Origin of the sequence: Bacillus cereus G9842 (assembly GCF_000021305.1) — a bacterium.
Lineage (GTDB): Bacteria > Bacillota > Bacilli > Bacillales > Bacillaceae_G > Bacillus_A > Bacillus_A thuringiensis_S.
Map to the genome: position 1 here is coordinate 2029461 of NC_011772.1, position 22403 is coordinate 2051863.

Below are 22403 nucleotides of genomic sequence, written 5' to 3' on the forward strand. Positions count from 1 at the left end.
TAAAATTCGGACTTATTCGAGAGGGATGTGTATATTCTTTACCAAATGAAAAAACAGGACATAAGTATTTACACTCATGTCCTGCACTTAATTTACACTCTCGTAATTGCACGTGGAAATAAAATGTTATTTTCTAAATGAATATGCTCAAATAAATCAGACTCTAGTGCTTCAAGGCGTTGATAAACAAGTCGATAAGTGCCGCAAGCTCCTTCTGGAGGAGTAAAGTCATTCGTCACTTTACGAAGCTCTTTAATAATGTTGCCTGCGTGGTTATGTTCATTTTCCAACTCATCTACTACTTTACGTAACTTCACATAGTTTTCTTCAGTTGGATTTTGTTCAAATTCTAAAATTAATGGAAAATCTTCTGTTTCTTCTTTAATTAAATGTTGTTCTAGTTCCATCTTTAGTTCATGAAATAGCTTATGAATTTGAGCTAAATGAGGCTGACTTGCCCCATGAACACGTAATACTTTTGTCACATACGGACTTAATTGTGGCAACTCTTCATTTAAATAGCGATGATGCTTATTTATAACATAATCAATCAATTCGCGATAAGAAGCATTTTTCCAATCAATTTCAGATTCATTTAATCGTTTCATATTATTATAAAGCGTATTTAACTCTGTAAGCACTTCAGTAGCTGATAAATTTCTTTCATGAATTGCATCAATAAGCGGTTTATTGCCACCACAACAAAAATCTATTCTATATGATTTAAAAAGATCACTAGCTTTCGGGAATTGTGTAACGATCTCACCGACAATAGAAGTTTCAGTAAATGTATGTTTCATATGAACGCCTCCATAAAGTTTGAATGTAATTACTAAATTAAGAATAGCGATAAATGAAAATCAATGTGGTGATTGAAATCACTTATTATGTGTCATTTTTGAGAATAATAGTATGAAATTTATTTAAGAACACATCTAAATAAGAGAAAGGGATATTAAATGTAAGGCATTACAGTAAAAAAAGAAGCTTTTACTAAGCTTCTTTTTTATTACTATTATTCGCATGCAACTCCATCGCCGTCTCTATCTAGTTTACGACTATATCCTGGTTGATCTTTATATAGAGGAGCTTTCCCCGCAGCTCTAACTGCATCACAATTTTTGTAATATGCACTACTAGTATTTCCTGAGGTAGGTTGTGTTTGAGTTTGCTGTGCTTTTTGCTCTTCTTGTTGCTTACGAGCTTGTTCATCAGCCTGACGTTTTTGCTCTTCTTGTTGCTTACGAGCTTGTTCATCAGCCTGACGTTTTTGTTCTTCTTGTTGCTTACGAGCTTGTTCATCAGCCTGACGTTTTTGTTCTTCTTGTTGCTTACGAGCTTGTTCATCAGCCTGACGTTTTTGTTCTTCTTGTTGCTTACGAGCTTGTTCATCAGCCTGACGTTTTTGTTCTTCTTGTTGTTTACGAGCCTGTTCATCAGCTAGACGTTCTTCATCCTCTTGCTTACGAGCTTGTTCCTCGGCTTGACGTTTTTCATCTTCTTGCTTACGAGCTTGTTCCTCGGCTTGACGCTTCTCATCTTCTTGCTTTTGAGTTTTTTCGTCAGCCTCTTTCTTTTCTAGTTCTTTTTTCTTTTCGCTATCTTTTTGTTCTTCATTGTTAGAGGCAACTTTTGTACTAGTTGCTGTCGTTTTTTCAGAAGAAGGAGCTGAAATACCTAATAGCGCAACAAAAATGACAAATAATACGGCTGTAATAATAAATTGTTTTTTTGCTACACCTGTTTTCTTAATAACAGATAATATTGCAAGTACAAGGAAGAATATAAATAGAATGAAACTTAAAATAGCAAAAAATTCGATGACTGGGTGTTCAGATTTTGTTGTACCAGTCACTATTAATATAATTGAAATCATAAAAAGAATAACGGTAGGACGTCCATATTGTTTTGCTTTTCCATTTTTTTTAAAGAATGAAATGATACATAAGATTAAAAGAATAAAAGCAATAAAAAATAAAGCTGCACCAATATTACTCAAAATCGCCATTTTCATACCTCCATTTGTAAGATTTTTCTTATTGATTATATAGGAACTTATTGGATATTACACGTTTTATATAAATTTAGAAAATTAATATTTTTACTAGACTTATAAACATTTATTTGCATATAAGGGAAAATAGATATATTTACTATTACTTTTTGAAAGAGATTTCATAAATTATAGTATATCGATTGAAAGGAGGAGATTTGAATGGAATTTCAATTGTTGGTAACTTGTATATTACAAGAAGGTAATGCTTACTTTTTAGTAACGAAGGTAGACGATGTTATTACGTTAAAAGTACCGATTACTGCGGGAGTAGCAGGTTTATTTTTAGCTTTAGGTGTACCAAGATGTTCTTAATTTAAATATCTATAATAGAAGAGGAAGGGACATGCCTTTCTCTTCTATTATTACATAATATAATTATGTAAACTTTAATATCATATTTGTGATAGCACGTTTGAAATGGACATGCATATACTATAATGTTTCATTGGATGTTAGGGGTGGAAGGTAGTTTTAATAAGTGCATCCAGTGATGTTTTTAAGCTATGAAAATAAAAGAGGTGCTATTATATATGAAAAGAAAAACATTTGATATTCCAGTTACATTGCGAAGAGAGTGGTTTTTAATAGAGTTAGCTCATTTAACGAAAAAATATGGAATTGAAATTGCAACTAGCAAAATGGGTGCTGCACCGTTTTTAAGAGATCAAGTTACAGAATCAAAGATAGGGAAAGGGTTACAATACGATAAATATGATGATGAGTATATAATTGAAAATTAAAGGGTAACAACAAAATTAAATTAATTTATAACAAAATATAAAATAAAGCAGATTCTAAATATAGAATCTGCTTTATTATGAAATACTTCTAGTCAACTAACCTCTTTCTAGTGTTTTTCCTACATATTTCTCTTGCGTTATTCCAAAAGATTCACGAAGAATGCGAGCATAATCTTTAGATTCTATTGGTCGTTTATTTTTGGTGCCTTTAAAGGTTTCTGTGTAATTTTTATTTGTTAACGATATGTGACCATAAGTAGTTAATTTACAAGTGATAGCTCCTTTATTAAAAGGAGATTCTTTATGCTCTACAATCACTTTTTGAATGTTATTCACTTTTTTCTCATCTATTGGATCTAAAGTGAAAGCATAACCTATTTTCCATTCATTTGAAGGTTCAGATTGTAAGAAACTTGTAGATTCTCCGTTAGCTCCTTTTCTCATTTCTAAAATATGCGTACCTTTTCGAGTATTTCGTTTACGAATTCGATATTCTCCTGTTTGAGAGGAGATGGCTTCTCCTTTAAAAGGGACTGGATGTAAAGGGAGATGAGATGCAAAACCTGCATCCACAACATAATCTTTATTCTCATGACTTAATATGATAATGACATGACCATCATCGGGCTTCCATTTATTATCGTAAAGATCATAAACAGTACCGGCTACTTTGTATACTTGAAACCCACAATCAATTAAAAAATAATACAATAAGGAGTTTAATTCATAACAAAGTCCACCTCGTTTTTGAATAAGTAACTTTTCTATTAAGTTATCTTTTGAGATATTTTTAATAGTACCAGCCATAATATCAAGATTTTCATAGGGGAGAATCATTCCCATTTTTAATAAGATTTCATCTAAATCATCAAATGTTATTTCTTTTGCAGGAATTTTTAAGCGTTCAAAAAACTCCTTTTGTAAATTGGTCATCATAAAGTATTCTCCTTTCTTTTTACAGAATTTTCTTCTGCTCACCGATAGGTTAGTACTTCTACAAGGTTAATTCAAGTGCGCGGAAATTATCATAATATATGTTTCTGGAAATATGATTGTTTATTCGGAAATTTCAGTTTGATTTTTAATTGTAGGAAAGCCTTACAATATAGGGTCCTTTAAAATTATTTTGTATTTAATGAAAAGAAAGTACATATCTTTATTATGTTTTTAAATAACTAACTAGTAATAAAATGTTTTTTTACTAAAATTTTTTCAAGATTTGTATGCTTTATATAAACAATAATGATTTAAAAAATATCTGGATGTAGCGAAGTTAACAATTATTGAGAAACTTTTTTGTCGTATTCTATCAAAAGGAAGAGGTAGAAACAAAGAGAATAACGAGAGTTAAGGAAGAGGGTACACAACTAGTAACCTTCTAAAAATAGGGCTAACATCTTTTTAAAATCAAAGATTAGCTATTATTAAGGAAGGGAAAATATAAAATATTATAAAGAACACCTTCTTTCAAAAAAATAGGGGGAGTAATATGAGACTGATGAGAAGATGTGTGGCCTTACTAATTGTATTTTTTATCATGGCTCCAACGATTAGCACAAATGTACAGGCAGAAGTTGTAAAAGAGCTTGGAAAGGGGTTTCCTGACACAGAAGTATTTACACCTGGGGAATGGTTTTTAGGCCAAAAACCTGCTAATTATGATGAGAATAAACCACCAATTCTCTTTGTACAAGGAAGAAATGGTAATGCGGATAGTTGGTATGGAAAGACAGTATATCATGATATAAATGATATGTATGATTATGCTTTGAAAGCAGGCTATCAAACAGTGTTTATACAATTATATGATGCTGCGGGGAAAGGTTCGGCTAGTCAGTGGGATAACGGAAAACTGTTAGCACAAAAACTTGAAGAAATATATAATCATTTCGGTAAAAAAGTTAATATTGTAGCGCATAGTAAAGGTGGTATTGATACACAAGCCGCATTAGTTGAATATGATGCGAATCGATTTGTTGGAAATGTTATTACACTTGCTACACCGCATCACGGCTCAAATTTAGCAGATTTGTCATATAGTTGGTGGGCAGGGTGGCTAGCTTCTATATTAGGTCAAAAAGATGATGGTACGTACTCGTTACAAATAGGTGAAATGGCAAAGTTTCGTTCAACAATAGATAATAACCCAGCAGCTAAATTAAACCGTTACTATACGGCTACTGGGACTAGCTGGGGGCCAACATTTTCTGCATTATCTATGGGCGGGTTATATTTATCATCGTACGGTTCAAATGATGGACTAGTAAATGAATGGAGTGCGAAGCTATCGTACGGTACACATTTATTTACAGATTCCAGATTTGATCATGACAATATAAGAAAAGGATCAGCTGTTTTTACACGAATCGAACCATATTTACGTACGACAAATGTGGAATTACCAGCTTTAGTAGCATCCAGCACTAGTTCAAATGAAAATCTAGAAAAATTAAATACAACTTCAAATCAAAATATTTTAGGAGGCGAATTACCACAAAATCAGTGGATAGAGCAAACCGTTACAGTTGATAAAAAAGCGGAAGGAATCGTTTCTGTACTAACTGCTTCTTCTGATGTAGAAGTACAAATGGTATCTCCAAAAGGAAAAATATATGCAAATAAAGATAGCGCTATAACTACTGGTGAAGGCGAATCTTTCTTTAATGGGGCGACAATTAGAACATTTAAGTTTGATAAATTGGAAGTAGGCGAATGGAAAATCAAAATGATGGCGAAGCAGTCGAAAGATGCATATTTAGTTGTAAGCGATTACAAGAATGACGCACCATTTGTTCTTCAAATACCTACAAAAGTTAAAGTAAATAAACCTGAGTATAAACTGAAAAAATCACCAATGGCACCTGAAATGAAAGGGGATCTTTCCATAACAGTAAGAGTCGTTAATAAAGAAGGTAAGTTAGTCTCTGAATTTAATGAATTACAAAATGTTAATACGAATACATTTACAGGTGCTTTGAAAGATATAAAACAACCGGGAGTATATAACGTTACGATGGATATAAAAGGGATGAATAAAGAAGGAAAACCATATAATCGTACGATTGTTAAGTCGGTTTATGTAGAGAAATAAGGAAGAATAAATAAGCATAATATAAAAGTGCAGAAATCTTGTGTTAGAAAGAATTCTGCACTTTTTTTGCGTGATGAGAGATAATAAAAGTCGAAGAAAACTGTTATTCAATAAAAAAAGATGCTGAAATAGCATCTGAATGTGAAGAAATAATATTAACTTAGTTTTGTAACTGTTAATTCAACTGAATTTATACCATTGTCACAAGTTACAATACTTTGACGATTAAAGCCACTATTATTTCTAAGTTGAAGAGTTGAATTAGCTGGCACTGTAACAATCGTTTCGCCAACGAGTTGAAGACATTCGTTATTTGATGAAGTATTCATTTGAATAGCGAAGTCACCTTGACTATTAGCAAGTGGATTGTTATTTAAAAATATAGTTATGACTGGGATATGTGGAAATACAGGATTTAAAGTAGTATTAATACTGGAAATGAACGAAACTCTATAATCACCAGCTTGTCTAAATTGTATAGTAGTAGGGTTTAGTAAGGAAACGCCTCCTGCTAAAGGTCCAACGTGATTAAATGGAAAAGGGTTGCCAAAAGGAACAGTTATAAATTCAGTTTGCCAAAAAGTTCCGTATGCAGGACAGCTTCGTTTATGTGAATGGTCACATGAACATTTTTTATTTGAACTGGAAGAAGATTTGCATGAGCATTTTTTATACGAGTTTGAAGAATGATAGTATGAACCCAATATATTACCTCCTATTCTTAATAAATGTAAAACACATAATAGTTTATGAAAATGAATCACAATTGGCGTGTATGCTTGTACTATAAAAGGAGATAGATTTGGAATATAAAGTGGTCAAATGATGAAATGTAGTATTGGGGTATTACCTTTAACACTTTTTGAAGATGATAAGGTTCAGAATTTGATAGAAAAATGAATGGGATTTCTAAATGGATTGAAGTAACGAGGAAACGTTTATCCCGCTATTTTCCGAGCAGTAAGACTCCCACCTCAAAATTCAGCGAAAGCAAAGAAGTTAGGTGGGGATGAACAAAACCCCCCACTGAGTAAAGTTTCACTTTACTATATTAATTTCGTATGACAAAACAGCAATATTATCTTTTGCTGTATGGATGTTATCGTTTGGTGAAGCTATGATATTTAATCGTATGTATATTAGATTATTTATTTTTTGTTTTTATTTGTGTAGCTGGGCAGGAAGAAGTCAGAAAAAATAGAATAAATGTACATATGAAGCATCGTTTGTTTTTGGTGTGAATAGTAATTAAAGATACGCTAAAATATTTAAAATTGTAACGAAAGAGAGATTAAATAATAGAAGGAGCAACTTACATGGAAAATATATTAAAGGTATCTTCAAAATCAAGCCCAAATTCAGTCGCAGGTGCAATAGCAGGTGTACTAAGAACAAGTGGTAATGTGGAAATTCAAGCGATTGGGGCTGGAGCTATAAATCAAGCGATTAAAGCAATTGCGATTGCAAGAGGGTTCGTCGCTCCAAGTGGTATTGACTTAGCTTTTGTTCCAGCGTTTCAAGAGATTTCTATCAATAATGAAGAGAGAACAGCGATTAAATTAATTGTAGGCCCTAGAAAGAAAAGGTCTTAGTAGAAGAGAGTGTTACTATAAGGGGAAAAGACTAATAGACTTCCCAGGTTAGATACGTTATTTTATGTAACCGATCCTTGGGTGTGGACACGGCATTATACCGGACTCATGTCTGTTAATTTCTCCTTAAATTTAGCGCGTATTCTAGATACTTAAAAATGCCAAATCCTTTGTGATATAAGGGATTTGGCATTTTTGATGTTTTTAAAAATAAACAACCCTAAAACTGCTCATTTAGAAGATTTAGTTTTAGTAGCGGCCATTGAACGTTTTTATGATAGTTTACCTGATAAATGGAGAGAAATAGTAGCAGACAATATTGATTGTGCTAGTTATGTAGATAGGAAATATGAAGCGCACGTTTTAATGGAAAATGGTATGGAAATAAAAATAGAAATCTTTTATGTGGAAGAAGACAAAGATGAAGAATGGATATATAAAGCTTATAAAGTTTTATTATAGAAATTTCATTTTCATACAAAGGGGAATTGATATGAATTTTGAAAACTTTGAAAAATAAGAGCAATTTAAACAGTTACAAAAAAATAATGTTGTAATTGTGAAATGGAAAAAAAGCGTAAGGCAGTACAAGGAATTAGGAGAAATCACACATCATAATTCTTACACAATTAATCGTATAAATGAATTGATTTTGAAAATAGTTTAGATGTTGTTGGAAATATAGTTAGTATATGTCCGAACTGTCATAGGTTGATTCATTATGGAAGAGACAAAGATAAGAAAAAAGTTTTAGAACTTCTCTTTGAACAAAGAAAAGATTCTTTGAAGAAGTTCGGTATTGAGGTATCTCTCAAAGAGCTATTTGGATACTATGGAATTCTAAAATAAGAATATTCATAGCTATAGTGAAGGTAGAATGTTTCATACTTAAACATAGGTATTATTGTGATGGAAATTTAAATTTCGTCTTTTGAAAGTATCAATAATTTGTATTATTTTTATAGGGTTATATATTTTTCTTTTGCTCTGCTGTATAGCAGAGCTCTTTTTTGTCGTACAAAAGCCACCTATATATGTGAAGTGCACCCCAATTGTTAGGCTGTGTCTAACAATTGGGGTGCACTTCAGTACTGTCGGGCGGCTTCTTTTAATTTATATTCACCAATTCATCAAACTTAAACTTAGTATTCAAACCAAAAGCATCTGTACAATATATAGTTTTCGTCATCGGTTCAATATGTAATACATTTATGTACATGTCTTGCACCATTCCATCACGATAGTATGAGGTATGTATTTCTTCTTCCTCGTGAAAAGATTGCATTAACGCTCTTTCTATTCGTTCCATAGTATCTTGTGTTAAAAAAGGTTTAGGTACTTTATATTGTTCCTCAAACATTCTATGTATTTCCTCGTATTGCTCCGGTATTGAAGCAAACGGATTCCATTTCACCATACCTCTTCCACGTACTACAGGAAAGCCGTTATATTCCATGATGTAATACCTCACTTTTGTTTTTTTAACTCCACTACAAACAAACGTGCGTTCTTTTTTGGGGTTTGAAAAGGGACCATTTTGTTAACATGAATATTCAAAAATAATTTTTTCAAGTTAGAATATTCAAAAACTTATTTATGCAAACAAGCATGTCATGATAACATTTAACAAAAGGGGGTAGAAGTAGATGAGTGTTGACATTATTTCTAAAGAAGAAATCACAAAATTATTAAACGAATGGTATCAAGCTATGATTTCACAACGTGTATTACAGTCTCAGAAAATAAAAGAAGATATTGCAAATAAAATCAATAATATTAAGGAAGACCAAACAATATTAGTCTACTACGCTTTATTGAATGCACGGTATAAACTGCTAATTCGGGATATGGATAGTACAAAAGATATTCTGGACAAAATCGAGCCTTTACCAGAGTCTACAGAAACATTTTTAGAGTACTATCATCATTTATTTAAAGCAATTTACGCTATTAATAAAGCAAACCATAGTGAAGCAAGAATGCAATTTGAAAAAGCTGAAACGTTTTTAGAGTACATGCATGATGAAATTGAAAAAGCTGAATTTAATTATTGGCTTGCAGTCCATTACTATCACGTATTAAAACCGATCCTAGCAGTTCAATTTGCTACAAAGGCGAATGAAGTATTTTCAATTAGTCCAGGGTATGAATTAAAAACTGCAGCATGCTTAAATACTTTAGGAATGGCACACATTCGACTAAATGAATTCGAAAGTGCAGAGGAATATTTACTTTCAGCACTAGGTACCTTCCAAAAATCTAATGATGAACTTCTTATTAAACGAGTTAAGCATAATTTAGGACTTTTATACGCAAGTCAAAACATGCCAGAGTTAGCAATTAAACACTTAGAGGATTCATTAGAAAATAACGCTAAAACTATGTTTCTTTTAGCAAGAGAACATTTTAAGTTAGGTTATAGTCATATCGCTAATGAATATATTGAGAATGGCTATAAGATTAGCGACTTATGTTATCGTCATCATTTCCGAATTTTAAAAGCAGTACATAACTATGTACCGCAAGAAGAATTAGAAAATGTGGTTATAGAAGGTATTTCGTATTTTGAAAAAGAAGAATTATATGATTGGGTAAAAGAATATGCTTCTCTTTTAGGTGAAAGATTCTATGGTTCAGAAAATCACAGAAAAGCAAGCAAGTATTTGCACATCGCTTTAGATGCAGACAAAAAGAGCATAGAAAGAAGGGCGCTAAAATGAAAAAAGCAATCTTATTAATGATGATGTTATCCGCTGTTTTTACTTTTGGTCTTACTAATGTAAAAGACATACCACAAAACGAAGCAATTGAAGTGTTTATGGATCATGGAGAACATATTTAAAACCTAAGGAAGAGGGCGCTTATAGTGTCCTCTTTTTAATATTTATTATTTATATGATGAGGTTGCAGGTACGTCTTTTGGTTATTGTTTGATAAACGTAGGATGTTTCTAAAAATGTGTATACAAAGGTGTATTTTTGTACTGTATATGTTCACGTACTATATAAAAAAGTATGAAAATCTATAAAAATAATTATTTCAATAAAATTTGTTTTAGATATTAAAAAGTGCCAAAACCCTTGTGGTATAAGGGGTTTGGCACTTTTGTGTTTTTTATATTTTATCAAATAAACAACCCTAAAACTGCTCATTCTTCTCCCAAGATTCAACGATATAATGTGCAATCGTCGGATTGAAGCCTTTACCAACTAAAAACATAATCGCAGCAACTTCTGTTAATGCGTGTTCATGTGATGTATGTTTTGCTTCATTTAAACCGTAATCTACCCATGGTTTTACGAAATCTAGTACGGGTTTCTTGAAAGGTAAAAACTGTGTACCGACAACTTGTTGAATTTGTTGTTGTGTTGGTTCTGTAATTGGTCCAGGTGGTAAGATTTGTGGTTGTGTAATGTCTAATGTTGGCCCAGGCGGTAAAATTTGTGGCTGAGTTGGATCTATTGTTGGTGGTTTAGGTGGTGAGACACGTGCGTCGTAGTTTGGTTGATACATTTGTTGTTGGTATTGCGGTTGAGTTGTGTATGGGTTTTGTGGTGTTACATATGGATTTTGCTGATATTGTTGTTCTTGGTTTTGTGGTGCTGCATATGGATTTTGAGGATATTGTTGTTCTTGGTTTTGTGGTGCTGCATATGGATTTTGAGGATATTGTTGTTCTTGGTTTTGTGGTGCTGCATATGGATTTTGAGGATATTGTTGTTCTTGGTTTTGTGCTACTGCATATGGATTTTGAGGATATTGTTGTTCTTGGTTTTGTGCTACTGCATATGGATTTTGAGGATATTCATAATTTGGACGTGTGTCATATGGATTTTGTTGAAATTCAGTTTCTTGATTTTGCGTTGTTGCATATGGATTTTCGTCATATTGTTGTTCTTGTTGCTGTAACTCTTGTTCTTCGTATTGTTCTGTGTATCTCTGTTCCTGCTGTTGAGGGTAAAATGGTTGCCTTGGGTAAGGCGGTTGATTATTATAGAACATGTTTATTCCTCCTTCATGATGATGCCTACCACCTAGTGTATGGGCAGACAAGAAAATATGTGATGAAAAAATGCGGGCGTGTTACAATAAGTAACTGGGTGAAGATAAAATGACAAAACAAGAAAAAATCCAAAAAACAATTACTTTTGTAAAACATATTTTAGAAAAAGATGCGAGTGGGCATGATTGGTATCATATTGAGCGTGTACATAAACTGGCGATTTCTTTATCTGAGCAAGAAGGTGGAAATCGTTTTATAATTGAAATGGCAGCATTACTTCACGATGTGGCAGATGAAAAGCTAAATGAAAGTGAAGCAGCAGGAATGAAAAAAGTTTCTGATTGGTTAGAAGAGTTACGTGTTGAAGAAGAGGAAAGTAAACATATTCTTCATATCATCGCCAATATGTCTTATAAAGGTGGCCATGGCGGCACAGTAGAGTCACTTGAAGGGAAAATTGTTCAAGATGCGGATCGTTTAGATGCTCTTGGTGCAATTGGAATTGCTCGTACATTTGCATATGGCGGGGCAAAAGGGAGATTAATGTATGACCCAACTATTCCGCCGCGTGAAGAAATGACGAAAGAAGAGTATAGAAAAAATAATGATCCATCTTTAAATCATTTTTATGAAAAACTTTTGAAATTAAAAGATTTAATGAATACGAATGCAGCAAAACAAGAGGCTGAAATTCGTCATCGTTACATGGAACAGTTTATTGAACAATTTATGAAAGAGTGGAATGCACAAATATGAAAATGTTAACTGTGGAGAACTTATCAAAATCATATGGAGAAAAGCCGTTATTTGATGGATTATCATGTAGTATTACAGAAGGACAACGTGTCGGAATTATTGGTGTAAACGGAACTGGTAAATCGACATTATTAAAAATTATTGCAGGATTAGAAACTCCTGATACAGGTGATATGACGCATTCACGTGGGTATACAATTAGTTATTTATCACAGCAACCAGATTTTGATGAAAAACTAACAGTATTAGAGCAAGTGTTCCATGGTGATACACCTTTAATTCGTCTTCTTCGTGATTATGAAAAAGCGCTATTAAATATTGAAAAAGATCCAAGTAATGAAAAAGTACAGGAACAATTATTTGCAGTGCAGCAACGTATGGATGCAATGAGTGCATGGGAAGCAAATGCAAATGCGAAATCTCTTCTAACGAAATTAGGAATTACAGATTTCACTGCAATTGTTGGAAATTTATCTGGTGGACAGAAAAAACGTATCGCAATGGCACAATGTTTTATTGAAACACCTGATTTATTAATTTTAGACGAGCCTACGAACCATCTTGACCATGAGACAGTTGAATGGTTAGAAGAATATTTAGCAAGATATACAGGTGCGGTATTACTTGTAACCCATGATCGTTATTTCTTAGATCGTGTGACGAACCGTATTTTTGAATTAGATAATGGTAAATTATATAGCTACGAAGGAAACTATAGTACATTTTTAGAAGCGAAAGCACTTCGCGAAGAGCAAGAATTGGCACAAGAATCCAAACGCCAAAATTTATATCGTCGTGAACTTGCTTGGATTCGTCGTGGTGCAAAAGCCCGTTCTACGAAACAAAAGGCGCGTATTCAGCGTTTTGATGAGCTAAAGGAACAAGAAGGACCAGCTGCAAAACAGTCAGTTGATATTGCACTAAGTGGAAGTCGTCTAGGAAAGAAAGTACTTGAGTTAAAAGATGTAACGAAAAAATTTGGCGATAAGACGGTATTACATAATTTTAATCATATTGTGAAACCAGGTGATCGTATTGGAATTATTGGGGCGAACGGAAGCGGGAAATCTTCTCTATTAAATATGCTTGCAGGTAAGTTATCTCCTGATAGTGGTGAAGTTGAAGTAGGACAAACTGTAAAAGTTGCTTATTATACGCAAGAAAATGAAGAGATGAATTTAAATCAGCGTATGATTGAATACATTAAAGAGATTGCAGAAGTTATTCATACAACAGATGGAAAAGTAATTGGTGCATCTCAAATGTTAGAACGTTTCTTATTCCCGACTCATTCACATGGTACACCGCTTGGTAAACTATCTGGTGGTGAAAGAAGACGTTTATATTTATTACGTATTTTAATGGGAGAACCAAACGTACTTTTACTTGATGAACCTACGAACGATCTAGATACACAAACATTAACAGTACTAGAAGATTATTTAGAAGATTTCCCAGGTGTCGTTTTAACTGTATCGCATGACCGTTACTTCTTAGATAAGGTAGTAGATGAACTGTTCATCTTTACTGGCGGAGGCGAAGTGCGTGAGTTCCTAGGTAGTTATACAGATTATTTAGAAATGGAAAAAACGAGAGAACTTATGGAGAAAGCGGAAGTTCAAAAAGAGAAAAAAGTAGTAGAAGAAGCTCCAAAACAACAACGTAAACGTAAACTTTCATACAATGAGCAGCGTGAATGGGAAACGATTGAAGATACAATTGCCGAACTTGAAGAGAAAATTGAGTCAATTGGGGAAGAACTTGCGAAAGTTGGATCTGACTTCACAAAGGCACAAGAATTATCTGAAGCACAGCAGAAAACAGAAGAAGAGCTAGAAAAAAAGATGGAAAGATGGAGTGAACTATCAGACATCGTTGAAGGATTAAAATAAAAACAAGCTGCATATATTGAAAAGTAAAGAGAAAAACTTTACACTATTGGTAGAACCTATTTTAGGAGGGAAAAAATGAGAACATCTAATCCAATGTTGAAAAAAGAGGCATTCCGTAAAGAGGGAGCAAGCGCTTCTGCGATGACGATTGGCGGAACAGTAGGCAAAACGTTCATTATGCTTATCTTGCTACTTGCAACGTCTGTCTATTCATACATACAAATGATGCAGGGGACGATGAAGATGCCAGTATTAATTGGTGCTTTAATCGTTGCGGCAATCATCGCATTTGCGTCTATGTTCTTCCCGCGTATTTCACCTTTTGGTGCACCAATCTATGCAGCGGTAGAAGGGGTTGTGTTAGGAAGTATTTCAGCAGTTTATACAATGAAATTTGGCGATTCTATCGTTTTAAATGCTGTATTACTAACAATCTCAATTCTATTTGCAATGTTAGTGTTATATGCAACACGCGTAGTAAAAGTAACGGATAAATTCCGTACAGGCGTTATGGCAGCAACACTTGGAATTATGGTTATGTATTTAGTCGTATTCCTACTAAATATGTTTGGTGTAACTGTTCCATACATTCACCAAGGTGGTACAATCGGTATTATTATTAGTGCAGTTGTTATCGTAGTTGCTGCATTAAACTTATTACTAGATTTCGATTTAATCGAAAATGGTGTACGTAGTCAAGCTCCGAAATATATGGAGTGGTATACTGCGATGGGACTAATGCTTACATTAGTATGGTTATACTTAGAAATTCTTCGTTTCGTTTCTTACTTTACGAAAAATGACTAATAAAAAAATCCTGCATGAAAAATGCAGGATTTTTTTATTTTTAAAGATAAATTGAATTTATGGTATAATATGGATATTGGTAACTTGAGTTAAGGGGGGATGGAATATGATGAAAGAGAAGAAAGTGATTATGAAAAAGCTATTTTCTAAAAGTTTTTTCATAGAACTAGATGATGCTTTAACGTATCCATCATCAAAAGTCATTACTTCAGCAATAGAGAGATATGCGGCTGAATGCAATGAAAGACTAAAATTTGAGAGTAAAGTTAAACCGATTACTTTCTACTTAGAAAATGTAATGTACCGTGCTGAAATAAAGATGGCTCGCGGAGGATATTACATATCTTGTACTGAAGTGTAATAAATTTTGAAACTATACATGTTTGAACTATGTATGGTTTCTTTTTTTGTTTTGTAAGGTCCAAAATAATACTTTCTACTTACGGATATATCATTTTGTGCTTTTTACCATTCAAACATTTCTCCTTACAATGAAGAAAAACATGTGAGGTGGTATAACTTATGATGAATCGAGTTGTATTAATCGGTAGATTGACAAAGGAGCCAGAATTATACTACACAAAACAAGGCGTCGCTTATGCACGAATATGTGTTGCGGTGAATAGAGGATTTCGAAATAGTTTAGGTGAACAACAAGTCGATTTTATTAATTGTGTCGTTTGGCGCAAATCGGCTGAGAATGTAGCTGAATATTGTAAGAAGGGATCGCTCGTTGGGATTACAGGGCGTATTCAGACTAGTAATTACGATGATGAACAAGGCAAGAGAATATATAGAACTGAAGTTGTGATTGAGAGTATTACCTTTTTGGAGAGAAGGCGGGAGGGGGCATCGTAATAAAAGGTGATTTTAAGTAATAGCTTCGGAAAAAATTGTGGAAAGTATTTTAATAAACTTAAAGAGGGGATACCGCCAGCTTTTTTGAAAAAACAAGTAAAGAGTATACAAAATTTTAGAACGTTTTTTGGCTAATCCAGTAACAAACGAGAATCGTAAAACCCATCACAGGATAGGAATGTATAAAAAGATGAATCGAGTGATAGAAAATAAAAAAAGGGATTCCTTCTGAGCGTAAGGAATCCTCCTTTTTGTTGCTACCGATAATAGGACGTTATGTTAATTAGAAATGTATACGATATTCATAAAATCCGAACTGTTCAATTTGTTAAAAAAAACTATAGCTGAAATTCTTTCTTTATAATTTCAGCTACTTCTGTAGCATTTAAATTCGTATTATTGATTCTTATATAATTTTTCTCTGTAATTTCTCCTTCTCTTGAATTTAATCTAAAATTTTCAAATGTGCTTAATAAATTTTGTTCAGATTGTTCAATATTTCTTTTCGTTGGCTTATGTTCAAGTCGATGAGGTGTTTTATTTCGTTGAAGTCTTTCTTCTACATCAGCTTCTAATTCAACAAAATAAATATCAACCCCTTGGGAACGAAAAATATTACATATACTTTCAACATCATCCCAATCGTTCTTTTCATTAAACGCCCATACGTATGTGAAAATCATTCCATAATGTTCACTCTTTGAAAATGATTGAAATATTTCCTTTCGAAAAAGATGGGTCAATCGCCACATTTCCGAAGAGAATCCATACAATGGCTCCAATAAATCAATTGTCATATGGTTATGAAATAATTTTAAATTAGTCATCTTTGCTAGTTCTTGTCCAACTGTCATTTTCCCAACTGCTTGTGGCCCAAATATCAAAACAAACTTTTTCATCGAATTCCCTCCAAAAAATAATAAGACATTAATTACAAAATAAGAGATTCTGTAAATGTATCATAATCAAAATATTTTGTAGAATCTATATACTTTTCTGCCTTTTGTATTATAAAAATAGTTGTCTTCCAATAACGAAAAATATGTAAATAAGCTATCCATATGGATAGCTTATTTACATATTTTTTTGTTTAGCGTGTTTTTTTCAAAAATAATGGCGATGCCTCAAGAAATGGATAAAAAATAAAAATCATCGGAAACGAAAGCTTTTAAAATCCCGTTCCTAATTTAAAATGTAAAAAGAATGAAATAGTATGGTAGCGGGAAGAAAGTAGTAAAATTAAGCATCCGAGTAGGAGTATAGAGTGATAACATGTTACAATACGGCTAAGAACATGCAATAAAGGAGAGTTTTTTACGTGAAGATTAAAGCAATTGAACCGACGCCAAGTCCAAATACAATGAAAGTTATTTTGAATGAAGTATTACCATCAGGAGCGCGTAATAATTATACTAATGAAAATAAAGAACAAGCACCAATGCAAGTGCAAGAAATTTTGAAAATTGAAGGCATTAAAGGTGTGTATCATGTAGCCGACTTTTTAGCAGTGGAGCGAAATGCGAAGTATGACTGGAAAGTTTTATTACAACAAGTTCGTGCTGTTTTCGGCGAAGAAGTATTGGAAGAAAGTGAAGAACAACAACTTGCTCATTTTGGAGAAGTGAAAGTGTTTGTTCAAATGTTCTTTACAATTCCAATGCAAGTAAAGTTAACAGATGGAACGACGGAAGAACGTGTTGGTTTACCAGATCGTTTTAAAGAATCAATTATGAAAGTGCAAATGTCTGCACCAAACGTTGTAAAAGAGCGTAAATGGGTAGAACAAAGTACACGTTACGGTAATTTTGAAGAAATCGGGAAAGAAGTAGTGGAAGAGATTGTTGCTGCTTATTCAGAAGAACGTATAAATGAAACGGTTAAAGAATTATTAAATCAAGCAGGTGCTGTTGAAGTAACGATTCAAAAGCGTGAGCCATATAAAGTAACAGAAGAGATGATGAAAGATTCTGACTGGAAAAACCGTTTTGCAGCATTAGAACAAATGGATCCTACTGAAGAAGATATTCCAGTGTTGAAGATGGCGTTAGATGATGAAAAAGTTTCAATACGCCGCTTAGCAACAGCGTATTTAGGTATGGTAAAAGGTGATGAAGTATTACCGTTATTATATAAAGCGTTGTTAGATCGCTCTGTAAGTGTTCGCCGTACTGCAGGAGATTGTTTATCAGATGTAGGTGATCCGGCAGCGATGTTCGTTATGATTAAATCTCTGAAAGATCCAAGCAAATTAGTACGCTGGCGTGCAGCGATGTTCTTATTTGAACTTGGAGATGAAAGTGCGATTCCAGCATTAAAAGCAGCGCAAGATGATCCAGAGTTTGAAGTAGCGATGCAAGCACGTCTAGCATTAGAGCGTATTGAAGGCGGAGAAGAAGCAAAAGGTTCTGTATGGAAACAAATGACGGAGTCACGTAAAGGGGAATAATGTATGATTGTTTTCTATGATAGTTGGTGTCCGATGTGTACGGCCGTTGCAGAACGTACGAAAAAATTAGATAAAAAGGGTAAGATGAAATTTGTTTCATTTCGAAATGAAGATGTAGTTGAGAAGTATGAGCTTTCTCAAGAACTACAAAGTAAGATGGAACAAAGACTGTATATTTTTAAAAATAATAAGTGGTATGACGGTATTCAGAGCATAGATGTATTAGCAAAGGCCGTTCCATCTTATTGGTTTGCAGTTCCTTTTATAAAGCTATCTATCGTACTTGGTTTTGGAAGTAAAGTATACGATTATATCGCTAATAATAGAAAACTTGTTCCAGTGGGACATTGCCGCGGTGGGGTTTGTGAAATCCCTACAAAAAAATGAAATCATCGTTATCTTTCTTTTGCACCTATTAATAGAGCGTGATATGATGAATTTGGAATGAAAGTTGAAGGAGAGATTACAAGATGTCAAATGCTTATGAAGAATACATGCGCCAAATGGTAATCCCAATGCGCCAAGAGTTAGTGCGTTCTGGGTTTGAAGAGTTAACTACAGAAGAAGCTGTAACAGAATTTATGGAAAATACATCAGGTACAACTTTAGTAGTTGTAAACTCTGTTTGTGGTTGTGCAGCTGGTTTAGCACGTCCATCAGCAGGTCAAGCGGTTGTTCGTGCTGAAAAACAACCTGATCATCTTGTAACTGTATTCGCAGGTCAAGATAAAGATGCTACCGCAAAAATGCGTGAATACTTCGGAGAAATCCCTCCATCTTCACCATCTATGGCATTATTAAATGGAAAAGAAGTTGTTCACTTCATTCACCGTCATGAAATTGAAGGTGCAACTATGGACGAAATTATTACGAACTTAGAGCAAGCTTTCGAAAAGAATTGCTAAAGAAGGGGGAGAGTAAATCTCCCTCTTTTCTTTATATAGAGGTGAAAGAATGATAGTAACAACAGCAGGAAGAACAAATAAAGAAATGACAGCATATGCAAAGGAGGTAGCAGAAGAATTAAATCGTTCTTTTATTTTACGTAATGATATACCAGTGCATAAATTACATGAGCAGTATGAACAAGATGTACTTGTCGTAGGAAAGAACCGATTAGCTATTTATCCGAAAGGTACGGAAGAATCATTTTTCTTTCATCCGAACTCAGCGATGTTTCGTGTGAAAAGGTTAATGCGTGGAGAGCACGATCCGTTTGTACAAGCTGCTAAATTAGAGAGCGGAATGACAGTGTTAGATTGTACGCTCGGTATGGCATCAGATAGTATTGTAGCTAGTTATGTTGTTGGTGAAAGTGGAACAGTAACAGGACTTGAAGGCAATGAATATATGGCTTATATCATGAAAAATGGTTTGAAAACATGGTCTTCATCTGTTTCTGAAATCGATGAAGCAATGCAAAGAATCCTAGTAAAGCAAACGGAGCATTTTTCATTTTTAGCGCAATGTGAAGACGATAGTTACGATGTCGTTTACCTTGATCCTATGTTTGAAGAAACTGTCATAGAATCTGACGGAATTAAAGGATTAAAACACTTCGCTTTGTATCATGATATTACTGATGAAACAATTGCGGAGGCGAAGCGAGTGGCGAGAAAGCGTGTCGTATTAAAAGATCATTTCCGTAGTTCTAGATTTGAAAAACACAATTTTCACGTATACAAAAGAAAAAGTGCTAAGTTTCACTTTGGTGTAATTGACCCTTGCTAATTGTTTGAAAAGATGTATAATAAGCAATAATTAATTAAATATACTGTCTGTGATGAAGAGAGTAGTCTTTTTTAGAAGGAAAGCGAGCTGGGGATGGTGTGAGCCTAGTACGGAAGAAAAAGATGAAGCGCACTTCGGAGATGCTTCTTGAACGAATAGTAGAGAAAGCCGAGGCCCCCTGTCCTCGTTATAAACGGGAAAGTGGTTCGTAACGAACAACAAGGGTGGTACCACGGGTTAAAACTCGTCTCTTTTTTAGAGACGAGTTTTTTGTGTTTTAAAAAATAAGGAGGTTAAATCATGGATTATAAAATGCAGTTTGCGGAAAGTTTATCTAATATTTTCACGAATGAACTAACGCAAAAACAAATTTTAGATTTAATTGAAACACCGAAACAAGATGAATTTGGAGATGCAGCGTTCCCATGCTTTTCATTAGCAAAGAAATACAAAAAAGCACCAGCTATTATCGCAAAGGAAGTTGCTGAGAAATTAAATAATCCGTTTTTTATGAAAGTAGAAGCCGTTGGTCCTTATGTAAATGTATTTTTCAATCGTGAAACTGTAAGTGATGCAGTATTAAAAACAGTTTTAGCGGAGAAAGAAGAGTTCGGTCAAAACCACTTTGGCTGTGAAAAAACAGTAGTAATTGATTATTCCTCTCCTAATATCGCGAAACCTTTTTCGATGGGGCATTTACGTTCTACAATGATAGGAAATTCGCTGAAACATATCGCTGAAAAATGTGGCTATGAAGTTGTAGGGATTAATTATATAGGAGATTGGGGAACACAGTTTGGAAAGTTAATTACGGCTTATAAAAAATGGGGAAATGAAGCAGTAGTTAAAGAAGATCCAATACGTGAGCTATTTAAGTTATATGTCCAATTCCATGAAGAGGTAAAAGACGACGAAGAACTAGAAGAAGAAGGACGTGCTTGGTTTAAGAAATTAGAAGAAGGTGATGAAGAAGCGGTAGAGCTTTGGAATTGGTTCCGTCATGAGTCCCTTAAAGAATTTTCTCGCATTTATGAACTTCTCGGCGTAGAATTTACTAATTTTCAGGGAGAAGCATTTTATAATAATTTAATGGAAGATTTTATTGGGATTTTAGAAGAACATGAGTTGCTTGAAGAATCAGAAGGTGCATTAGTCGTTAATTTAGAAGAAGAAGGAATGCCGCCTTGCTTAATTAGAAAATCAGATGGTGCGACGATTTATGCAACGCGTGACTTAACGGCAGCTTTATATCGTCAAAACACTTATGGGTTTGATAAAGCGTTATATGTTGTTGGTCCAGAACAAAGCTTACATTTCAATCAATTTTTCACCGTATTAAAAAAACTTGGCTATACTTGGGTTGATGGTATGGAACACGTACCGTTTGGCTTCATTTTAAAAGATGGTAAGAAAATGTCGACACGTAAAGGAAGAGTTATTTTACTTGAAGAAGTACTCGAAGAAGCAATCGAACTTGCAAAACAAAATATTGAAGAGAAAAATCCAAACTTAAAACAAAAAGAAGTAGTAGCAAAGCAAGTCGGTGTTGGTGCAGTCATCTTCCACGATTTAAAAAATGAGCGTATGCACAATATTGAATTCTCATTAGAAAACATGCTGAAATTTGAAGGAGAAACAGGCCCGTACGTACAGTACACACATGCACGTGCTTGTTCTATTTTAAGAAAAGAAAGTGTAGAATTTGAAACATGTACATTTGCTTTAAAAGACGATCATAGCTGGAGTGTCGTAAAATTACTAAATAAATTCCCGCAAATAATTGAAGCAGCTTTCAATAAAAATGAGCCATCGATTATTTCGAAATATGTATTAGATGTAGCACAATCATTCAATAAATATTACGGTAATGTTCGTATATTAGAAGAGAGCAAAGAAAAAGACAGCAGACTCGCATTGGTTTATGCTGTGACGGTTGTATTAAAAGAAGGCTTACGTTTACTTGGGGTGGAGGCACCTGAGGAAATGTAACATAGTAGTAAACTGACAAACTGGGTCTAGTATAAACCTGGTTTGTTTTTTTATTGGATATATATTTTTTTTGCAAAATCAATTAAAATCTTTTTAGAGAGGGTGATTCATATTGATTCGAACTTTTATTTTACAAATTCCTTGTCATAGAAGATTAGATAGGAGTTTTTTTAAACTACAAAAGTACATACCTTTATGTGCGCGTTGTACAGGCATGCTTATTGGTATTTTAATGTTTCCAATTTATTTTTATATGACACCTTCATTTCTTTTGGCAATCATACTATCATTTTTCGCTCAAATGCCGTTACTTATCGATGGGTTCACCCAAAAGTGGAAATGGAGAAGTAGCTCAAATTTGCTAAGAATAACTACTGGTGTATTAAGCGGTAATGGTATGGGATTATTCATTTCCTCTAGTGTTATATGGATATTATCTTAA

At 33.7% G+C, this 22403-nt stretch carries 25 protein-coding genes, 1 pseudogene and 1 other annotated feature; of the genes and pseudogenes, 19 read left to right on the plus strand and 7 right to left on the minus strand.

The features are described 5' to 3' along the window. Positions 1–92: 92 nt before the first annotated feature. Positions 93–800 (minus strand): iron-sulfur cluster repair di-iron protein, encoded by a 708-nt coding sequence (gene ric, locus BCG9842_RS10245; protein ID WP_000683171.1) that lies wholly within the window; start codon positions 798–800, stop codon positions 93–95. A gap of 215 nt (positions 801–1015) precedes the next feature. Further along, positions 1016–2008: an excalibur calcium-binding domain-containing protein gene (locus BCG9842_RS10250; protein WP_000996469.1), complete on the minus strand. Its 993-nt coding sequence runs from the start codon at positions 2006–2008 to the stop codon at positions 1016–1018. 207 nt (positions 2009–2215) lie between these two features. Here BCG9842_RS10250 and exsG point away from each other — a divergent pair, with 207 nt between their 5' ends. Both exsG and BCG9842_RS10260 read left to right on the plus strand, forming a co-directional pair. Next, positions 2216–2368: an exosporium protein ExsG gene (gene exsG / locus BCG9842_RS10255; protein WP_000395679.1), complete on the plus strand. Its 153-nt coding sequence runs from the start codon at positions 2216–2218 to the stop codon at positions 2366–2368. 218 nt (positions 2369–2586) lie between these two features. Next, positions 2587–2796, plus strand: a complete 210-nt coding sequence (locus BCG9842_RS10260) for a hypothetical protein (protein WP_000824195.1) — start codon at positions 2587–2589, stop codon at positions 2794–2796. 96 nt (positions 2797–2892) lie between these two features. Here the strand turns inward: BCG9842_RS10260 and BCG9842_RS10265 are convergent, their stop codons facing one another. Further along, positions 2893–3732 (minus strand): arylamine N-acetyltransferase family protein, encoded by an 840-nt coding sequence (locus tag BCG9842_RS10265; protein ID WP_000988895.1) that lies wholly within the window; start codon positions 3730–3732, stop codon positions 2893–2895. A 553-nt stretch (positions 3733–4285) separates the two neighbouring features. Between BCG9842_RS10265 and BCG9842_RS10270 the strand changes: the two genes are divergently transcribed. After that, on the plus strand, positions 4286–5887 hold the full coding sequence (locus BCG9842_RS10270; RefSeq protein WP_001238697.1) for an esterase/lipase family protein: 1602 nt from the start codon (positions 4286–4288) through the stop codon (positions 5885–5887). Between the two features lie 155 nt (positions 5888–6042). Here the strand turns inward: BCG9842_RS10270 and BCG9842_RS10275 are convergent, their stop codons facing one another. Next, positions 6043–6591 carry a hypothetical protein gene (locus tag BCG9842_RS10275; protein ID WP_000536156.1) on the minus strand — a complete coding sequence of 183 codons (549 nt, stop codon included), beginning with the start codon at positions 6589–6591 and terminating at the stop codon, positions 6043–6045. A gap of 612 nt (positions 6592–7203) precedes the next feature. Here BCG9842_RS10275 and BCG9842_RS10280 point away from each other — a divergent pair. The 3 genes and pseudogenes from BCG9842_RS10280 to BCG9842_RS31905 all read left to right on the plus strand — a co-directional run. Further along, complete coding sequence (locus tag BCG9842_RS10280) at positions 7204–7479, plus strand: stage V sporulation protein S (RefSeq protein ID WP_000427801.1); 276 nt, start codon at positions 7204–7206, stop codon at positions 7477–7479. Between the two features lie 198 nt (positions 7480–7677). Next, on the plus strand, positions 7678–7941 hold the full coding sequence (locus BCG9842_RS10285) for a hypothetical protein (protein ID WP_000478850.1): 264 nt from the start codon (positions 7678–7680) through the stop codon (positions 7939–7941). Positions 7942–8127: 186 nt separating this feature from the next. Then, positions 8128–8328, plus strand: a pseudogene (locus tag BCG9842_RS31905) (HNH endonuclease); the annotation flags it as partial. 259 nt (positions 8329–8587) lie between these two features. Here the strand turns inward: BCG9842_RS31905 and BCG9842_RS10290 are convergent. Then, positions 8588–8935, minus strand: coding sequence for a YolD-like family protein (locus tag BCG9842_RS10290; RefSeq protein WP_000456183.1), 348 nt, complete (start codon positions 8933–8935; stop codon positions 8588–8590). A 190-nt stretch (positions 8936–9125) separates the two neighbouring features. On the opposite strand from BCG9842_RS10290, the gene BCG9842_RS10295 reads away from it, so the two are divergent. Together BCG9842_RS10295 and BCG9842_RS10300 are read left to right on the plus strand one after the other, a co-directional pair. Beyond that, positions 9126–10199: a response regulator aspartate phosphatase gene (locus tag BCG9842_RS10295; protein WP_000109862.1), complete on the plus strand. Its 1074-nt coding sequence runs from the start codon at positions 9126–9128 to the stop codon at positions 10197–10199. Then, a complete protein-coding gene (locus BCG9842_RS10300; protein ID WP_000709202.1) occupies positions 10196–10321 on the plus strand; it encodes a hypothetical protein in 126 nt (41 codons plus the stop codon). Before BCG9842_RS10295 ends, BCG9842_RS10300 begins: the two co-directional genes overlap by 4 nt. A 296-nt stretch (positions 10322–10617) precedes the next feature. Here the strand turns inward: BCG9842_RS10300 and BCG9842_RS10305 are convergent, their stop codons facing one another. After that, entirely contained in the window at positions 10618–11481 is an 864-nt protein-coding gene (locus BCG9842_RS10305; RefSeq protein WP_000499693.1) for a hypothetical protein, read from the minus strand. Between the two features lie 109 nt (positions 11482–11590). On the opposite strand from BCG9842_RS10305, the gene BCG9842_RS10310 reads away from it, so the two are divergent. The 5 genes from BCG9842_RS10310 to BCG9842_RS10330 all read left to right on the plus strand — a co-directional run bounded on the left by BCG9842_RS10310 (position 11591) and on the right by BCG9842_RS10330 (position 15795). Then, a complete protein-coding gene (locus tag BCG9842_RS10310; RefSeq protein WP_000165956.1) occupies positions 11591–12238 on the plus strand; it encodes an HD domain-containing protein in 648 nt (215 codons plus the stop codon). Further along, positions 12235–14130, plus strand: a complete 1896-nt coding sequence (locus BCG9842_RS10315) for an ABC-F family ATP-binding cassette domain-containing protein (RefSeq protein WP_000783164.1) — start codon at positions 12235–12237, stop codon at positions 14128–14130. Before BCG9842_RS10310 ends, BCG9842_RS10315 begins: the two co-directional genes overlap by 4 nt. A gap of 75 nt (positions 14131–14205) precedes the next feature. Further along, positions 14206–14937 (plus strand): Bax inhibitor-1/YccA family protein, encoded by a 732-nt coding sequence (locus BCG9842_RS10320; protein WP_001260655.1) that lies wholly within the window; start codon positions 14206–14208, stop codon positions 14935–14937. 106 nt (positions 14938–15043) lie between these two features. Further along, the gene (locus BCG9842_RS10325) at positions 15044–15298 is read left to right on the plus strand and encodes a DUF4318 domain-containing protein (protein ID WP_000975158.1); all 255 of its coding nucleotides are present in this window, start codon (positions 15044–15046) and stop codon (positions 15296–15298) included. Positions 15299–15459: 161 nt separating this feature from the next. Further along, positions 15460–15795, plus strand: a complete 336-nt coding sequence (locus BCG9842_RS10330; RefSeq protein ID WP_000982014.1) for a single-stranded DNA-binding protein — start codon at positions 15460–15462, stop codon at positions 15793–15795. A gap of 338 nt (positions 15796–16133) precedes the next feature. Here the strand turns inward: BCG9842_RS10330 and BCG9842_RS10335 are convergent, their stop codons facing one another. After that, positions 16134–16694 (minus strand): AAA family ATPase, encoded by a 561-nt coding sequence (locus BCG9842_RS10335; RefSeq protein ID WP_000714952.1) that lies wholly within the window; start codon positions 16692–16694, stop codon positions 16134–16136. 419 nt (positions 16695–17113) lie between these two features. Between BCG9842_RS10335 and BCG9842_RS10340 the strand changes: the two genes are divergently transcribed. From BCG9842_RS10340 to BCG9842_RS10365, 6 genes are all read left to right on the plus strand, one after another. Then, a complete protein-coding gene (locus BCG9842_RS10340; protein WP_000692562.1) occupies positions 17114–18241 on the plus strand; it encodes a conserved virulence factor C family protein in 1128 nt (375 codons plus the stop codon). Positions 18242–18244: 3 nt separating this feature from the next. Continuing rightward, positions 18245–18628 carry a thiol-disulfide oxidoreductase DCC family protein gene (locus tag BCG9842_RS10345; protein WP_000634884.1) on the plus strand — a complete coding sequence of 128 codons (384 nt, stop codon included), beginning with the start codon at positions 18245–18247 and terminating at the stop codon, positions 18626–18628. An 83-nt stretch (positions 18629–18711) separates the two neighbouring features. Beyond that, a complete protein-coding gene (locus BCG9842_RS10350; protein ID WP_000063708.1) occupies positions 18712–19146 on the plus strand; it encodes a BrxA/BrxB family bacilliredoxin in 435 nt (144 codons plus the stop codon). A gap of 49 nt (positions 19147–19195) precedes the next feature. Further along, a complete protein-coding gene (locus BCG9842_RS10355; RefSeq protein ID WP_000637432.1) occupies positions 19196–19972 on the plus strand; it encodes a class I SAM-dependent methyltransferase in 777 nt (258 codons plus the stop codon). A gap of 40 nt (positions 19973–20012) precedes the next feature. Continuing rightward, positions 20013–20227 (plus strand) — a binding site (T-box leader). 45 nt (positions 20228–20272) lie between these two features. Further along, positions 20273–21961: an arginine--tRNA ligase gene (argS, locus tag BCG9842_RS10360; protein WP_000384899.1), complete on the plus strand. Its 1689-nt coding sequence runs from the start codon at positions 20273–20275 to the stop codon at positions 21959–21961. A 112-nt stretch (positions 21962–22073) separates the two neighbouring features. Next, positions 22074–22403 (plus strand): DUF2085 domain-containing protein, encoded by a 330-nt coding sequence (locus tag BCG9842_RS10365; RefSeq protein WP_000621478.1) that lies wholly within the window; start codon positions 22074–22076, stop codon positions 22401–22403.

What these genes read in the sequence shown, in the direction of transcription:
- BCG9842_RS10250 (WP_000996469.1), bottom strand. Translation starts at nt 2,008, where the DNA reads ATGGCGATTTTGAGTAATATTGGTGCAGCTTTATTTTTTATTGCTTTT.
- BCG9842_RS10305 (WP_000499693.1), bottom strand. Translation starts at nt 11,481, where the DNA reads ATGTTCTATAATAATCAACCGCCTTACCCAAGGCAACCATTTTACCCT.
- BCG9842_RS10270 (WP_001238697.1), top strand. Translation starts at nt 4,286, where the DNA reads ATGAGACTGATGAGAAGATGTGTGGCCTTACTAATTGTATTTTTTATC.
- argS (WP_000384899.1), top strand. Translation starts at nt 20,273, where the DNA reads ATGGATTATAAAATGCAGTTTGCGGAAAGTTTATCTAATATTTTCACG.
- BCG9842_RS10310 (WP_000165956.1), top strand. Translation starts at nt 11,591, where the DNA reads ATGACAAAACAAGAAAAAATCCAAAAAACAATTACTTTTGTAAAACAT.
- BCG9842_RS10320 (WP_001260655.1), top strand. Translation starts at nt 14,206, where the DNA reads ATGAGAACATCTAATCCAATGTTGAAAAAAGAGGCATTCCGTAAAGAG.
- BCG9842_RS10290 (WP_000456183.1), bottom strand. Translation starts at nt 8,935, where the DNA reads ATGGAATATAACGGCTTTCCTGTAGTACGTGGAAGAGGTATGGTGAAA.
- BCG9842_RS10325 (WP_000975158.1), top strand. Translation starts at nt 15,044, where the DNA reads ATGATGAAAGAGAAGAAAGTGATTATGAAAAAGCTATTTTCTAAAAGT.
- BCG9842_RS10350 (WP_000063708.1), top strand. Translation starts at nt 18,712, where the DNA reads ATGTCAAATGCTTATGAAGAATACATGCGCCAAATGGTAATCCCAATG.
- BCG9842_RS10315 (WP_000783164.1), top strand. Translation starts at nt 12,235, where the DNA reads ATGAAAATGTTAACTGTGGAGAACTTATCAAAATCATATGGAGAAAAG.
- BCG9842_RS10330 (WP_000982014.1), top strand. Translation starts at nt 15,460, where the DNA reads ATGATGAATCGAGTTGTATTAATCGGTAGATTGACAAAGGAGCCAGAA.
- BCG9842_RS10265 (WP_000988895.1), bottom strand. Translation starts at nt 3,732, where the DNA reads ATGATGACCAATTTACAAAAGGAGTTTTTTGAACGCTTAAAAATTCCT.
- BCG9842_RS10300 (WP_000709202.1), top strand. Translation starts at nt 10,196, where the DNA reads ATGAAAAAAGCAATCTTATTAATGATGATGTTATCCGCTGTTTTTACT.
- BCG9842_RS10280 (WP_000427801.1), top strand. Translation starts at nt 7,204, where the DNA reads ATGGAAAATATATTAAAGGTATCTTCAAAATCAAGCCCAAATTCAGTC.
- BCG9842_RS10285 (WP_000478850.1), top strand. Translation starts at nt 7,678, where the DNA reads ATGTTTTTAAAAATAAACAACCCTAAAACTGCTCATTTAGAAGATTTA.
- BCG9842_RS10355 (WP_000637432.1), top strand. Translation starts at nt 19,196, where the DNA reads ATGATAGTAACAACAGCAGGAAGAACAAATAAAGAAATGACAGCATAT.
- BCG9842_RS10335 (WP_000714952.1), bottom strand. Translation starts at nt 16,694, where the DNA reads ATGAAAAAGTTTGTTTTGATATTTGGGCCACAAGCAGTTGGGAAAATG.
- ric (WP_000683171.1), bottom strand. Translation starts at nt 800, where the DNA reads ATGAAACATACATTTACTGAAACTTCTATTGTCGGTGAGATCGTTACA.
- exsG (WP_000395679.1), top strand. Translation starts at nt 2,216, where the DNA reads ATGGAATTTCAATTGTTGGTAACTTGTATATTACAAGAAGGTAATGCT.
- BCG9842_RS10345 (WP_000634884.1), top strand. Translation starts at nt 18,245, where the DNA reads ATGATTGTTTTCTATGATAGTTGGTGTCCGATGTGTACGGCCGTTGCA.
- BCG9842_RS10260 (WP_000824195.1), top strand. Translation starts at nt 2,587, where the DNA reads ATGAAAAGAAAAACATTTGATATTCCAGTTACATTGCGAAGAGAGTGG.
- BCG9842_RS10295 (WP_000109862.1), top strand. Translation starts at nt 9,126, where the DNA reads ATGAGTGTTGACATTATTTCTAAAGAAGAAATCACAAAATTATTAAAC.